The sequence below is a fragment of the Streptomyces sp. SID13031 genome (assembly GCF_010548305.1).
Taxonomy (GTDB): Bacteria; Actinomycetota; Actinomycetes; order Propionibacteriales; family Kribbellaceae; genus Kribbella.
Genome location: NZ_JAAGLV010000005.1, coordinates 176,978 through 191,892 on the forward strand (window position 1 = coordinate 176,978; position 14,915 = coordinate 191,892).

Below are 14,915 nucleotides of genomic sequence, written 5' to 3' on the forward strand. Positions count from 1 at the left end.
CGTGGAGATCAGGCCCGCCACCACCGACGACTTGGACGGCCTGGTCGCATCGAGTGCAGCCCTCTTCGCTGAGGACGGCGCTGCGCGCGACTCGTTGCGCAACGTCGACTGGCCTGCGACCCACGGCGCTCAATGGTGCTCGGACCTGCTGACCGATCCGCGAGCGCTGGTGCTCGTTGCCGGTGACGAGGTCGGCGGTCACCTGATCGGGGCCTTCACCGAACCGTCGGAGATGTGGACCGGCAGCAGGGCGGAGTTGGTGAGCATGTACGTCCGCAACGAGCTGCGTGGCCAGGGCATCGGTGGACAGCTGGTGGACGCGTTCGTGGACTGGGCCAAGGAACGGGGTGCTGCGCGGCTGCACGTCACGGCCTACGCGGACAACGACGGCGCCCTGGCGCTGTACAAGAGTCGCGGGTTCGCCCCGAAGTCGATCACGCTCGCGGTCGACCTCTGACCCGGCAGCCCGGGCAGGTGCGTAGTACTGCCTGATCGTGGTCATACGCGACGGAGGACGTGGAGCAAGTAGTCGCGGCGGTTGAGAGGGTCGTTGTCGGTGCGTGGACGGGTGGGGATCTGGGCGGTGACGGGGTGATAGCGCTCGAAGGCCGATTCCAGGACTGCCTCGCCGCGGGAGAGCGCCGGCAGTTGCTGTTCCAGCTGGTAGACGGCGGCTGCCGGGATTTCGCCTTCCAGGGTTGAGGTTTCGGCGGCCAGCGCCGGGACCTGCGGGATCGCGCGGAGACGGGCCAGTGCCGCCAGTACACCGCGAACCGTTTCGGTCGGGGTCTCCAGCTGGAATCGGTGCATCGGCTCGTGGACCGTCGTACCGGCTTGCTGCAATGCCGCCACGAGAACGAGAGGCGTCAGGTTGCGGAAGTCGCCGGCGGTACTCGACATGCTCTTGTCGAAGACCGCATGGGCGTGGCTCTGGCGCGCGGAGTAGCCCGAGTGCGTCATCACCACCGTGGCGTCCGGCACCTGCCAGCCGTACAGGCCCTGCTGCAGCGTCTCGTGGACGGTCTCCTCGACGGCCTTGATGAACGCGAACGGCATCGAGCCGAGCTCGACCTCGAGGCGGAAGGTGACGCCTGAGTTCACCGGGGCCGGCTCGACCCGCAGGCCGACCGTGGCCAGGAACGGGTTCGGATCCTGCTTGTTGAACTCGACCGCCGTGCCAGTGCCGATCAGCCGCTCGATGCAGATCGTCGTCGTCTCCCGGAAGGTGACGTCGATGCCGAACTCGCTCGCCAGCGTCGACTGGATGACCTCCTTCTGCACCTCGCCATACAGGGACACGAAGGTCTCCTGCCGAACATCGTCCTGGCGCAGGTTGATCAACGGATCCTGCTCGGCGAGCTGAGAGAGCGCGACCTGCAGGTTCCCCTTGTCCGACGGTCTGGCCGGCGCGATCACCGTTTCCAGCGTCGGGGGAGCGAAGTAGCCACTCCCCGAGGCACTACCGCCGACGCCGATCGCGTCCCCGATCTGGATATCGCCGAGCCCCCAGAGCTTGCCGATCTGCCCCGCCGAAACCTCCGGACGAGTCAGCACCGAACCGCTGTCGAAGACACTGATCGACGTCACCTTCGACTCCCGGTCGCCGTGGAACCGCAGCCGGTCGCGGGTCCGGATCGCGCCCGAGAACATCCGTACGATGGCGATCTTCTCCCCGGCCGGCCCGCGCTCGACCTTGAAGACCGACCCCGACACGGGTCCCTCGACATCGCCCTCAGCCGCCGGCAACAGCTCGCGGATCCCCGCGATCAACGCGTCCGTACCAGCGCCGGTGATCGCCGAACCGAAGTACACCGGATGCACGAGCGCCCGCTGCGTCTGCTCGGCCAGCCTGGCGCGCAGTCCGTCGTACGAGAGCGCTCCCTCGTCATCGACGTACGTCGCCAGCAGTTGATCGTCATGCTCGGCCAGCAGTTCGATCATCGCGAAGGAGAAGCCGGCATCGTCTCGCCCGTACGGCGTGAACGCAGCGCCGGGATCGCCGAGACAGGTGGCTGCGCCCATCGCGATGACGTCGGCCGACAGCCTGTCCGCGATGCTCGTCAGCAACTCCGGCGCCTGAGCACCACGCCGGTCGAGCTTGTTCACGAAGATCAGGGTCGGGATCCGGAGCCTCTGCAGCGTCCGCATCAGCACTCGCGTCTGCGCCTGCACACCCTCGACCGCCGAGATGACGAGCACCGCGCCGTCGAGCACACTGAGCGCCCGCTCCACCTCGGCGATGAAATCCGGGTGACCAGGAGTGTCGATCAGGTTGACCGTCACGTCGTCGATCGCGAACGAGACGACGGCGGACTTGATCGTGATCCCGCGCTGGCGTGCCAGCGCGAGCGAGTCGGTCTGGGTGTTGCCGTCATCGACGCTGCCGACCTCGTCGATCACCCCGGCGGCGTAGAGGAGCCGCTCGGTCAGGCTGGTCTTACCGGCGTCGACATGCGCCAGGATTCCCAAGTTCAGTGTTCGCACGTAGCTTCATGTCCCTTGAAGAGGAGGTGTGACCTTTCTGGCTGGACATGAAGTGAGGTCGCATCGACTGCGCTCCTTAACGTGAACTACTCGCGGACTTGGTGCCGTTCAGGAGTACAGCAGCCAGCCCTCCCCGACGGCAATTGGTTTTTCCCCCGCACAACTCGCCGCTCGAGGTCAGTTGATCAGGGTGCCGATGTGCGCGCCGGAGCTGATCGCGGCCGCCGCGCCGTCGTGGTCGATGTCGAAGACGTGCAGCGGCAGGGTGTGATCGCGCGCCAGGATGAACGCGCTCTGATCCATCACGCCGAGGCCCTTGTCGATCACCTCCTGATAGCTGAGCCGGTCGAACCGGCGCGCTGTCGGGACCTTGTTGGGGTCCGCGTCGTACACGCCGTCGGTGCCGTTCTTCGCGACCAGCAACGCATCCGCGCTCAGCTCGACCGCGCGCTGCACCGACGGATAGTCGGTGGTGTGGAACGGCTGCCCGTTCCCGCAGGCGAGCAGCACGATGCCGCCCTTCTCCAGATGACGCAGCGCGCGCAACCGGATGTACGGCTCGGCCAGGTTGTTGATCGGGATCGCGGTCATCAACCGGACGTCCTTCGCGCCGAGCGCCGCCAGCCGCCCGCGCAGCAGGACGGCGTTGATCACCGTGCCGAGCATGCCGATGTTGTCGGCCTCGACCCGGTCGATACCCCAGTCCTCGGCGCGGTTGCCGCGGAACACGTTCCCTCCACCGACCACCACGGCCACCTGTACTCCGGTGTCGTGCACGGCGATCACCTCACGAGCGAGATGCGTCAGGCTGTCGCTGTTGAAGCCGAACTCGGCCGATCCCGCGATCGCCTGGCCGGACAACTTGATGACAAGCCTTCGGTACATCGGATCTCCTCACAGCGCTGATCAACGGCGGGTCAGAAGGCGGTGATGATCAGCGGGGCCCGCTCCGCCCGAGCCAGCGTACGCAGTACAGCGGTCGCTCCGTGCCGGCGGACGGAGAGTCGCGTGAGCAGGCCGACCACCGCTTCCAACGCGCTGGGCGGCAGCACGGGGGTCGGCAGCCCGACGCTGACGGCCAGGTCATCGGAGTGCACGGCCAGCTCCATCAGCCTGGTCAGCAGCATGTCGTCGAGCATCAGCGACCACGGTCCCCACAACGGGATCCGGACCGGGCGGTCTTCGATCGACGGGAACTCCGCGCTGAGCTGCTCGAGTGCTGCCTCCAACCGATCAGCCAGTACTACGCACCCGTCTGCCGCGACGAGATCACCACCGGACCTGATCCGGATGCTGATCTCGTCCTGCGGGTCGGCGTCGATCCATTCGACCCGGTCGTAGTGGTCGAGCACCGTGATCGTCGGCTCGGTGGGGATCGGCGCGGCCACGATGTCGGGAATCGCGAGCACCTGGTAGGCGAGATGGCCGGCCAGCCCACTGACGCCGAACCCTTCCAGGGCGCTCGGTTTCGACCACGCCTCGGCAACCGCGGGCTCGCGGAGGAGTTGCGCGGCGGACCTGCCGACAGCGAGGAAATCGTCTCTGATCACGGTCACGCCTCACATTCTGGCCCCCGGAGGTGTCTGCTGTGGTTGCCCGATCGGGCACCATCAGTCCACCGGTAGCTCCACGTCGACCGCTGGACTGATCAGCTGGTCGAGGGAACGATAAGTGCGGTTGCTCGCGGCGGCGGCGCGTTGCTCCCGGCCGGTGGCTTCGATGTAGTTCTGGCTGGTGGCGAGGCTGGCATGGCCGAGCAGCCGCATGATCTCGGACGCGGTCGCGCCGTCCTCGGCGAGTCTGGTCGCGAACGTGTGGCGCAGCGCGTGGAGATTCGCGCCCGCTGGTACACGGTCGTGCAGACCGGCCCAGCGGTAGCAGGACTTCACCAAGTACTCGAGGCCGCCGCGGCCGATCGGCTCGCCGGTGCGGTCGACCAGCAGCTTGGTCGAACGGCTGAATCGCTTGCGGGGAAAGCGTTGTGCGCACGATTCGACGTACGTCTCGATGATTTTCGCCATGATCGGCTCGACCGGGATGGAACGGTCGCGACTGCCCTTGCCGTGGATGTGCAGCCGCATCTCACCGGGGCGGCCGGCGAGTGAATCCGCTGTCAGCGTGCGCATCTCGGCCGACCTCAGACCGGCGACGAGGCCGAGGGCAATGACCAGGACATCACGCTCGGGCCAAGGGTCGCGCGATTGCCGGGCACCATCGGCAACTGAGCGCAGCAAGACTTCTGGAGTGTCTTCGCCACGCAGAGGCTTGGGGGACAGGGGAGGGGTCTTGGGTCTGGCCACTGCTCCCATCGGGTTGCCGGCCAGGAGGTTGTCCGACACGCAGAAGGTGAGGAACTGGTTCCAGGTGGACCACGCGCGCAGTACGGAACTCTTGGCGTGCCCGTCGGCGAACGCACCGAAAGCCGCCCGCAAGGCATGAGCGGTGAGCTCGTCGACCAGCAGGTCTTCGAGCTCCCGATCGAGGTTGGCGCAGAGCCGGGTGGTGATGCCGGCAAGGTCGCGGCGGTAGGCGTCTGTGGTGTGGGGGGAGTCCTTCCGGGGACGCCGAGCAGCGAAGAACGCCGACTGAGCCGCGAGAACCTTCATAGGGGAGTTGTATCGGTCCCCACCGACAGTTTGCCGCCGCCGGCTGACTCCCCCGGTAATTTACTTGCTAAAGGCAACAGTAATCACTGAAACCTGCTGCATAATGGTGATTATGCATGAGAGTGCCGCTGGCGCAGGCCGGCTTGCCTCTGGGGGATAAATGCAACAGATCTCAGCGATCTGACGGCCACTCAGCCAATCCACCCGATTTTGACGTACCCATCGCCATCCAGCTGCGTCCCATCGGTTCACTGGACGTCCCGTCGTCACGGCGCGCGCTGTGGAGCCCGCTGAGAGAACTTGTCATTCGGGCAAACGACGAAATCAGCCCGGAACGAGCCTCCCAGCCACTCTCCTGAGCCTTCTCCCGAATGTCCGATAACTGACATTATGTCAACTACTAGTCTGCGGGTTGCAGAGTCCGTTGTTGACATTGCTTCACGACCGTTAGCAGGATGGGGTCTGGCGTCGGCCGACGCCCAGCTTCTGAGGACCTGCCCCAGCGAGGTCCTTGAGATGGCGAAGGGGAATCCACCCTCAAGGCCAACTGTTCGTGTCCAGGCCTGTATCGAGTGTCGCGTCGCTGGGGGGCGAAGACATGTCGAGGAGGCTTGTCATGACCAAACAAGGCAGTTTCAAACGCGCCGTCCGCGAACGGGCACGCGAGACCGGGCAGCGGTACACCCAAGCACTCGCCGATCTGGAACAGATCAACAGATCACCGTTCGCGCGTACCCGCCCGTTCGAGCACGTCGACCTCAAGACCCACCTTGAGACGCGGTATGGGATTCAGATCAGCTCGCTGGCACCGATCGACGACGACCCAGCCACGCGGCCACGTGGCTCGTGGCCGGGCCACTACCCATCGACGTTGCTGGTCCGGCGGGAGGACGGTCCGCCATGGATCGCCCGGGTGTTCTCGTCGCCGGCAGACCAGCTCGCTCGTGTCGAGGGCGACGCAGAGATCCTGCGGTTCCTGGCTGCGCACGACTTTCCCGCTGAACGGATCGCGCACGATGATCCGGTGTCGATGTTCGACGACAGCGGCGTCGTCGTGACCCAGTTCGTCGACGGCGGACGCCCGGCCGACGAGCACGGCCGCAGCGAATCCGCCGAGATCGCGCATGAACTGGGCAGCCTGCTGGGGAGATTGCATGCGCTCCCCGCAGCAGATGGCGCGGTCGCCAGAGACGGGGGTGCGGAGGAAGCCGACGGCGGCTTCTACGTGGGCCGGCCGAACCAGGATCTGGCCGCGGCGATGAGCTTTCTGGCCAGTGTCGAGGACAAAGTGACCCTCGACGGTCGGGAGAAGTTCGACTGGCTGCGCGACCAGGTCGAGAACGCTGACGACGCCGAAGGGCTGCCCGAAGCCCTCACCCACAGCAACTACCACCTCTGGGCCGCCGTCGGCATCCCCGGCACGCTCACGATCGTAGGCTGGGCCGGCTCCGGGCGCGGGCCGCGACTACCCGCACTCGCCTGGCTCCTAAGGACTACAGCCGAAGGCAACCCGGACAACATCGACGCCGTCCTGCGCGGCTACCGTCAGCATGTCCAGCTCAGCGACGATGAGATCCAAAGGCTCCCCCGAATCCTGAACATGCGAGCACTCTGGTTGGCCTGCCTCGAGTGCCAGATGGCGGTGAACAACGGCGACATGCCGACCATCAGCGAGGGTTGGATGCACCCAGGAAGCACCGAATACGCCGAACGACTGGCGGCGCGCGCTATCGCAGCATTGAGCCGGTGAGCCCAGCCCGATCTCTCAGAGCCCGGTCGCCTGCCGCGGCCTCGATGATCGCTCCCCCGCCTCAAGCCCCTAACAGATCGTCTGCGGGCCGGCCCGAAACCTAGTCAGTGTCTGAAGGTCGTCGGCTACCGAGTTCGTCTGCTCCTTGGTCAAGCCAGCCGGGTTTCGCCCCGGTTGCGCACTAGGCGCGTTTCAAGTCACTCTGCGCGGCGATCTCTCGGCCCACCGTCATCTTGCCGACAGCCGGTGGGCCAAATGATCAGAAGCAGCCTCACGCAGGATCGACCGTTTTCACCATGACGCAGTTCTTCAGCCCTTTGGGCCGGTCGTAGGTGAAGCCGAGCCGCTCGTAGAGTCGACGGGTGCTGTTGTAGAGGAACGACGACGACATCTTCTTGGTCTGGTTGGTCAGGTCGTGCGGATAGCTCTCGACCCGCCCGCCGCCGGCCTGCGCAATCAGGTCGAGTGCACCGGTGATCGCCAGCTCCGTCACGCCCTGTCGCCGGTGGCGCTTGTCGACGAAGACGCAGGTGATTCGGTAGTCGGGATCCGCGGTCTTGGTGGCGTCGTACCCCTTGCGGTGGTGGATGGTGGGCAACTCGACCGGGGTGCCGTACTCAGCCCACGCGATGGCCTCGTCGCCGTCCATCACCAGTGCGGCGTGCGCCTTGCCCTGCTCGACGTAGGCCTTCTTCAGAGCTCGGTTGGCCTCCGCGCCCTGGCCGCGCTCGGGCCCATCAATCCTTCTTGGCAGCGGATACGTCGACGCAGACGATTCCCTCGTTGCCGTCCTGGTCGGCGATCACGGTGAGCGAGGGCGCATTGCTGTCATCGACGACGGTCCCGCCTGCGGCGACGGCTGCGGCGATCCGTTGCCCGGCCACCTCGGGCGCCACATAGACCTCGATGTGGAACCGCTGACGCGGGGTCTCGTGTTCGTCGGCGTCGCCGAACCACAGGTTCGGTACGCGTCCCGTGGCGTCCCGGATTTCGTCGCCGGGGGTCCCGCGGCCCTGGGCCTCGGCGCTCCCGGTCAGCAGGGCGGCCCACACTGGGGCGATGGTCGCGGAGCGGGCCGTGTCGAGACCGAGCTCGAGGTCGCTGACCGAGGCCGGGTCGGCGTCGAGCTGGTGATCGGCGGCGATCTCCGTGATCCGTCGCGCGAGGTCGACGTCCTGCTGAGTCACCCATTCGACGATGTATTCGGTGCCCTCGTCGTCGCGGTAGACGGCATCGTCGGTGACCAGCTTGAGGTCGACGTACCCGTTGCCGATCGACACGCGCGGGTGGTGGCCGAGCGTGTCACCCGCGCTGCCCACCGCGGCGACGAACCGTGCGCCGGTGCCGAAGTCATCAATCACGTAGCGGGCATGCAGTCCCTGGGCAAGCTTGCGCCAGTCGGTCAGGTTTGCCGCGACGATCTGCTCGCCCTTCATCATGTCCATGGACGGGGAACCTACTTTACGCCGGGAATTGATCCGCAGGTTGTCCAGTATTGGCCTCGAGCACGAAGAAGAGGAAGCAGAGGAACGACTTGTGGTCCCCCAGGTCGGGCGGCAGCAGGTCGGGCGGCGTCTCGGGTGAGAACGGCGGCTCGCTGATGACCGAGATCGCGAAGCCCGCCCGGGTGAACGCTGCTGTCATCGCCTGCAACGGCCGGTGCCAGAAGGTCAGCGATGCGGCGTGGCCGTCGAAGGTGTACTCCTCCGTGTACGGCGAGGTCGCGAAGTAGTCGGCCTTCGGGTAGACCACCGGGCGGATCACCGGATGGTTCACCGAGAGGATCAGCCGGCCACCTGGCTTCAGTACCCGGTGCAGCTCGGCCAGGGGGCCCGACCAGTCCTCGAGGTAGTGCAGCACCAGGGAGGCCACCACGTCGTCGAACTCCCCCGTGCTGAACGGCAACGGCGCGGCGAGGTCGGCCAACAGCACCCTGGCGTCCGTCCCGAGCCGCTCCTGCGCCAGCGCCACCATCTCGGGGCTCGAGTCGAAGGCGGTGAGCTGTGCGCCCCGGTCGCGCAGCGCGGCCGAGAGCGGCGCCGCACCGCAGCCGGCGTCCAGGATGCTCCGGCCGGCCACGTCTCCGGCGAGATCGATCATCGCGGGTCGCTCGTAGTAGGCGTTGAACAGGCTGGACTCGTTCTCCCGCGCATAGCTCTCGGCGAACGTGTCGTAGTGATCAGCTTTCATTGCGATCCCGTCGTCAGAGTTAGACATCGACCGTAGAGCACCGAGGTGCCAGCTCCCCCCTTTTGGTTTGCGGGTTGCAGCTATGGACACCTGTGCGGCGAGGGATCCGGAGCAGATCTCTGACATACTCCCGGCGACCGTCACTCCGAGATCTTGGGGACTGCCTTGTCCGTCCGTCCTGCTCACTTGCTGCGCGTTGGCCTGCCGGCAGCCCTGGTCGCGGGCTCGCTGGTCGCTCTGACAGGCTCGTCCGGTTCGGCGGCCGAGCCAGGTCCTCACCGTCCGGCTTTTACGGCGCGTCACAACGCCGCGAAGCCGGAGTACGAACCGAACGCGGTGATGGTGAAGTTCAAGAGCGACGCAACGGCTTCGGCTCGCAAGGCAGCGGCGTCGAAGGTCGGCGCCGTCACGGAGGATGCGGCGACGTCGCGCGTGGTCAAGCTCAAGGGCGAGATGTCAGCCACCGAGCTGCTCAAGAAGGTCAAGGCTGACCCGGCGATCGAGTTGGCCTCGCTGAGCTACCGACGCAGGGTCTCGGCAGTGCCGAACGATCAGCTTTATCCGGTGGTCAATGGTGCTGGTCAGGCGGCGTCCCTGAACACTGTCCGGGTTCCGCAGGCGTGGGACGTTTCGAAGTCGACCGGGAGCCAGCTCGTCGCGGTCCTCGACACGGGCGTGGACGCCGGTCACCCGGACCTGGTCGGTCGACTGGTCACCGGCTACAACGCGGTCTCGAGCACACGGCCGAACCCGATCGACGACAACGGCCACGGCACGATGACACTGGGCATCATCGCCGCCACCGCCAACAACAGCATCGGCGTGGCCGGTGTCGGCTGGAACGCCAAGGCCATGCCCGTCAAGGTCGCCGGCGCCAACGGTCTGGCCAACGATCTCGACATCGTCGAGGGCCTCGACTGGGCGGTCGCTCACGGCGCCAAGGTCATCAACATGCCGTTCGGCAACCCGGGCGACAACGTGGTCCTGCACGACGCGATCAAGCGTGCCGTCGCCAAAGGTGTCGTCGTGGTGGCGGCTGCCGGGAACGACGGCAGTGCGGTGCTGCAGTACCCCGCCGCCTATCCCGAAGTGATCGCCGTTGGAGCGACGAGCGCCGGTGGAGTTCTGACCGACTTCAGCTCGTACGGCGAGTGGGTCGACATCGCCGCCCCGGGGTGGGATGTCCTCAGCACTGGGGTTCGTAGTATGAGCCAGGGCGTTCCGTACTGGTACTGCAGCGGTACGTCGTGTTCGGCGTCGATCGTCGCCGGTGTTGTTGCATTGGTGAAGAACAGGTGGCCGACGTTCACCCCCGCGCAGATCCAGACCCGGCTCAAGACCCTTGCTCGTGATGCGGGTCCGCGGGGCACCGACCCGTACTACGGAGCCGGAATTCTGGACGCGTATGCGGCCCTCGGGGGACGGTGGGCCGCGGACTTCCCCACCACTCCGATCGACCTCAACGACCAGCCTGAGCGAGCCATCCCGCTGTCGCATTCGATCAGTACGACGATCAGCACGGAAGGCGAGATCGACTGGTACGAAGTCTCGTCGGCCGGCGCCCGGAACCTCAGGGTGTCGCTGACCGGACCGGAGTTCAACGGCGACGACTACTCGGCGAACTTCGGTCCTCGGATCGACATCTACAACGCCGATCTGAAGTCACTGGCTTACGCGGTCACGCCGTTCCCAACGGAACTGGACCCGGCGACCGGTGGCCCGAAGTGGGGACCATTGACGGCCGCGACCGACGTCAGCGTGGTCGCGGGCAGCACCTATATCGCCGTCCGCAACGACAACGGCTCACGAGACACCCGGCCGTACACCCTGACCATCGAGGAGGACGGCACGGGTGGTTCCGACCCAGCCACCAGCTATCCCGTGCGGGACGTGCTGCCGCCCGACCTGGGGAGCGGCCAGCCGCTTGGCAGCCTCCCATCAGTGACATTTGCACGGGAGGTCGTTGCAGCCAGCGTTACCGCCAGCACGGTTCGGTTGGTGCATGGCAAGACCGGTACGACAGTGGGCGGCACCCTCGCGTACGACCCCTCGACCAAGCAGGCCGTCATCACCCCGACCATGCCGCTGCTGGACAACACGCCGTACAGGATCGTAGTGAGTGGCGTCCAAGAGGCCGGTGGCACGGCGCTTGCTCCGTTCAGCAGTGTGTTCTCGACGCTCGATCTGGCTCCCCCGGCGCTGACGTTCGACGCCACTGGCGCCTACCTCGCCGCGAACCTGAGCTGGAAGATCCCGGCTGTGTCCGACTTCGAGCAGGTGATCGTCCGGCGCAACGCCGGCAGTCGGGTGCCGACATTGACCACTGGCACGGTGGTGTACGCGGGTACTGCATCCGCGGTCAAGAACACCGGCCTTGCGCAAGGGGCCACCTATACCTACGGCGCCTGGGTCAAGGACCGAAGCGGCAAGGTCAGCGCGACGACTGTCACGCAGTTGCTCGGGATGAGGACCGCCATCGGCAGTACCTCGACGCTGATCAACTACGGCGGGACTGTCACGCTGCGCGGGAGCACGCTGCGGATCGACAACAAGGCGTACGCCGGGTTGCCGGTCAACCTGTACGTCCGGCCGAAGAACTCGTCGACATTCAAGCTGCTGGCGGCTTTGAAAACGACCTCGACCGGCGCAGTCAGTTACGCATACAAGCCGGCCGTGTCGTCGGTGTTCATGATGACGTTCCCCGGCAACGGTGACCTGATGGGAACACGGAGTGCTGATCTCACCGTGCAGGTGGCGCCGACGATCTCGGCGACTTTGACACCGGCAACGATCCGGCTGGGTCAGGTGACGAAGTTCAGCGGCTACGTCGCGCCGGCGCACTACGGCCAACTGGTATATCTGCAGCAGTACTCGAACAAGGTCTGGAAGTCGATCGCCTCCGTGAAGCTGAGCAGCTCGGGGGCGTACGCGCTCGGAATCAAGCCCAGCGTGCGCGGCACGATCGCCTACCGCGTCTGGTTCCCGTCCGATGCGGATCACGCGCAGGCCTTCACCGTGAACAAGATCCTGACGGTCAGCTGATCCATAGCCGCGGCGGACGCACGTTGCCCGTTGCAACAAGCTGCAATCCAGGTATCTGTTCGGTATCTGATCTTGACTCAGCGGAGAGCTCGGTCTGTACCCTGCCCGGCCGCTCAGTGACAGCCGAATCCCCAACGCTGCAAGACGATGAAGCATTCGAACCGGACTTGCGCAAAGCGGTCGCCGTGCCTCACAGTTCGTCCCTGTGGGGATAACCGTGAGGAATCTGAAACCGAATCGACGGCAAATCTTGATGGCTGGGGCGGTCGCGGCGGTCGCGACGGTCGCGGCCGCCGAGAGCTCCTCCGCCGCCGATCTTTACGGATCCGGCCAGCTGGGCGACTGGACGATCCTCAGCCGGGCGGTCGCGAGCACAGCCACGATCGCGTACGTCCGCGACAATGACGGTGTGTATATGTTCGGTGACAGCATCGCGGTCCAGGATGGCAAGCCGTTGGCGACCCGGCTGAAGGAGCGCACGGGTTCCACACTGGCGGTGCACAACTGGTCGAGCCGGCCCACGGCTCCTGCGGTCGACGCGCTCGAGAACTGGGCGCTCAAGTACGGCATGCCACGACGGATCCTGATGGCCACCGGAACCAACGACATTTTCAACCCGCCGGTCTTCGCCGCCCAAGTGGATCGCACCATGCGGATCGTCGGCCCGAACCGCACGGTGGTCTGGGTCAACGTTCAGATCGCCCGGACGGGCAAGTCTGCGTCAATTCAGCTCGCGGACCAGCGCAACAGCGGCTGGGTCAACTCTCAGCTGTCCGACGCCCAGAAGAAGTACCCGAACTTGCGTATCGTCCGCTGGGCCGAGTACTTGGCTGCCAAACCCTCTCTACTGACCCAGTGCCTACGCGAAGGTGTCCACACCACGGTCCCCTTCGGGCAGAACGCCCGCAACGAACTCATCGTCCAGGCCCTCGCCGCAGCCTAGGACTGCCTGACACGCGCGCAGAGCGCGAGGGGTGCCAGCAGGACGGGTTGCTTCTCTCCCCCGCGGTACAGATTGATCAGCATCGCCGACACGCCGCCCCCCACGGCGATCCCGATCATGCCGATGACCAAGAGGATGCCGATCGTGGCGGGACCCCAGAAGGTCGGGTAGCTCCCCCAGTCCCCAGCCTGAGGCGAGCACGTTACACGGTGCGACCGACGGTGGTACCGGGAATGTCCTTGGCGGAATCCGGGTGTTGGTGTCGGATAGGGGCGAGGCCGTTCGTAGCAGGGGTGAAGTCGCCCACCGGGGGCGCTCCGAGTCACAGGAGTTGATCTGATGCAGTACCTGGTTTCCGTGATCGCCGAGCATGCCAACCACTTCGGTACGCCGGAGGAGTCGGCGGCTATCGACGTGTTCAACGAGCGGCTCCAAGCCGATGGCAACTGGGTTTTCGCCGGTGGCCTGGCGGCGCCCAGCGCATCCACGGTCATCGACAACCGCGATGGCGAGCCGGTGTTCACCGACGGGCCGTTCGTGGAGACGAAGGAGTTCCTGGCCGGCTTCTGGGTCTTCGAGGCCGCTGACCTGGACGCCGCGCTCAAGCTCGCCGCCGACGGGTCGAAGGCCTGTAACCGGAAGATCGAGGTGCGGCCGTTCCTGTGAGCGAGGCCGAGGTCAGGGACGCGATCACCCGGGTGCACCAGGAAGAGTGGGCGCGGGTGATCGCCGGCCTGACCAGGCGGTTCGGTGACCTGGACATCGCCGAGGAGGCGGCGGCCGAGGCGTTCGCGATCGCGGTTGAGCGGTGGCCGGCCGAGGGTGCGCCCCCCAACCCCGGCGCCTGGCTGACCACCACCGCCAACCGCAAGGCGATCGACCGGATCCGGCGCGAGAACAAGCGCGACGACAAGTACAAGGAGGCTCAGATGTTGTCCGGCGACGACCCACCCGAGCCTCTCGGTGCCATCGACGACGAGCGGCTCCGGCTGATCTTCACCTGCTGTCACCCTGCGCTCGCGATGGAGACCCGGACGGCGCTGACGCTGCGGATGGTCGGCGGGCTGACCGTGCCCGAGATCGCCCGTGCCTTTCTGGTGCAGGAGTCCGCGATGGGCCAGCGGATCACCCGCGCGAAGGCCAAGATCAAGGCAGCCCGGATCCCCTATCGGGTGCCGTCTGCGGAGGATCTCCCAGGACGCGTCTCGGGCGTACTCGCCGTTCTGTTTCTCGTCTTCAACGAGGGCTATCTGGCCACCGGCCCCGATACAGATCCTGTACGTCACGACCTGACCGCCGAGGCGATCCGGCTCACTCGCCTGATCCGCGCTTTGCTGCCGGAGGACGGTGAGGTGGCCGGGCTGCTGGCGTTGATGCTCCTCACCGAGGCCCGCCGTACCGCCCGGGTTTCCGCAACAGGCGAGCTGGTCACCCTCGGAGATCAGGACCGTGGGTCCTGGGATTCGGTGCTGATCGCCGAGGGGCATCAGTTGGTGCGCGAGCGCCTGGCCACCGGGGTTGCTCCGGGGCGCTACCAGATCCTCGCGGCGATCAACGCTGTGCATACCTCTGCTCGCGATGTCCGTGACACCGACTGGTCGCAGGTCGTCGCGCTCTACGACCAGCTCGTCCGCTTGGACTCGTCGGCGATCGTCGTCCTCAACCGGGCCATTGCGGTCGCTGAGCTGGACGGCCCGGAGGTTGCGCTGGCCGCTGTGGACCGCCTTGAGGAGAAGCTGGCCGGCTATCACGCCTACCACGCGACCCGCGCCGACCTGTTGCGCCGGGTGGGTCGCAGTCAGGAGTCGCGCGCGGCGTACGGGGAAGCTATCGAGCTGGCGGGCAACACCGCCGAGACCGCCTTTCTCATCCGCCGCCGCGACCAGCTCGGCTAGGACTT

At 66.2% G+C, this 14,915-nt stretch carries 13 protein-coding genes; 6 read left to right on the forward strand and 7 right to left on the reverse strand.

What is annotated here, in order from left to right; all coding sequences use genetic code 11:
• Window position 1: 1 nt before the first annotated feature.
• Window positions 2–457, forward strand: a complete 456-nt coding sequence (locus G3I17_RS12770) for a GNAT family N-acetyltransferase (protein WP_164596201.1) — start codon at window positions 2–4, stop codon at window positions 455–457.
• Between the two features lie 41 nt (window positions 458–498).
• Here G3I17_RS12770 and G3I17_RS12775 read toward each other — a convergent pair whose 3' ends face one another.
• The 4 genes from G3I17_RS12775 to G3I17_RS12790 form a co-directional block, all read right to left on the reverse strand.
• Entirely contained in the window at window positions 499–2,484 is a 1,986-nt protein-coding gene (locus tag G3I17_RS12775) for a TetM/TetW/TetO/TetS family tetracycline resistance ribosomal protection protein (RefSeq protein WP_164596202.1), read from the reverse strand.
• Between the two features lie 177 nt (window positions 2,485–2,661).
• Entirely contained in the window at window positions 2,662–3,369 is a 708-nt protein-coding gene (gene pyrH, locus G3I17_RS12780) for a UMP kinase (RefSeq protein WP_164596203.1), read from the reverse strand.
• A gap of 32 nt (window positions 3,370–3,401) precedes the next feature.
• A complete protein-coding gene (locus G3I17_RS12785) occupies window positions 3,402–4,040 on the reverse strand; it encodes a maleylpyruvate isomerase N-terminal domain-containing protein (protein ID WP_164596204.1) in 639 nt (212 codons plus the stop codon).
• 54 nt (window positions 4,041–4,094) lie between these two features.
• Entirely contained in the window at window positions 4,095–5,090 is a 996-nt protein-coding gene (locus tag G3I17_RS12790) for a tyrosine-type recombinase/integrase (protein ID WP_164596205.1), read from the reverse strand.
• Window positions 5,091–5,706: 616 nt separating this feature from the next.
• On the opposite strand from G3I17_RS12790, the gene G3I17_RS12795 reads away from it, so the two are divergent.
• Window positions 5,707–6,840, forward strand: a complete 1,134-nt coding sequence (locus G3I17_RS12795) for a phosphotransferase (protein WP_164596206.1) — start codon at window positions 5,707–5,709, stop codon at window positions 6,838–6,840.
• 271 nt (window positions 6,841–7,111) lie between these two features.
• Here G3I17_RS12795 and G3I17_RS12800 read toward each other — a convergent pair whose 3' ends face one another.
• The 3 genes from G3I17_RS12800 to G3I17_RS12810 form a co-directional block, all read right to left on the reverse strand.
• The gene (locus G3I17_RS12800; RefSeq protein WP_203590104.1) at window positions 7,112–7,489 is read right to left on the reverse strand and encodes a GNAT family N-acetyltransferase; all 378 of its coding nucleotides are present in this window, start codon (window positions 7,487–7,489) and stop codon (window positions 7,112–7,114) included.
• A gap of 88 nt (window positions 7,490–7,577) precedes the next feature.
• Window positions 7,578–8,285 carry a VOC family protein gene (locus G3I17_RS12805; protein ID WP_164596207.1) on the reverse strand — a complete coding sequence of 236 codons (708 nt, stop codon included), beginning with the start codon at window positions 8,283–8,285 and terminating at the stop codon, window positions 7,578–7,580.
• 16 nt (window positions 8,286–8,301) lie between these two features.
• Entirely contained in the window at window positions 8,302–9,057 is a 756-nt protein-coding gene (locus G3I17_RS12810) for a class I SAM-dependent methyltransferase (protein ID WP_203590105.1), read from the reverse strand.
• 159 nt (window positions 9,058–9,216) lie between these two features.
• On the opposite strand from G3I17_RS12810, the gene G3I17_RS12815 reads away from it, so the two are divergent.
• The 4 genes from G3I17_RS12815 to G3I17_RS12830 all read left to right on the forward strand — a co-directional run bounded on the left by G3I17_RS12815 (window position 9,217) and on the right by G3I17_RS12830 (window position 14,910).
• Window positions 9,217–12,072, forward strand: a complete 2,856-nt coding sequence (locus G3I17_RS12815) for a S8 family serine peptidase (protein ID WP_203590106.1) — start codon at window positions 9,217–9,219, stop codon at window positions 12,070–12,072.
• Between the two features lie 253 nt (window positions 12,073–12,325).
• Window positions 12,326–13,015: a hypothetical protein gene (locus G3I17_RS12820; RefSeq protein ID WP_203590107.1), complete on the forward strand. Its 690-nt coding sequence runs from the start codon at window positions 12,326–12,328 to the stop codon at window positions 13,013–13,015.
• Window positions 13,016–13,354: 339 nt separating this feature from the next.
• Window positions 13,355–13,681 (forward strand): YciI family protein, encoded by a 327-nt coding sequence (locus G3I17_RS12825; RefSeq protein WP_164596209.1) that lies wholly within the window; start codon window positions 13,355–13,357, stop codon window positions 13,679–13,681.
• Window positions 13,678–14,910, forward strand: coding sequence for a DUF6596 domain-containing protein (locus G3I17_RS12830; RefSeq protein WP_164596210.1), 1,233 nt, complete (start codon window positions 13,678–13,680; stop codon window positions 14,908–14,910). Before G3I17_RS12825 ends, G3I17_RS12830 begins: the two co-directional genes overlap by 4 nt.
• Window positions 14,911–14,915 lie beyond the last annotated feature (5 nt).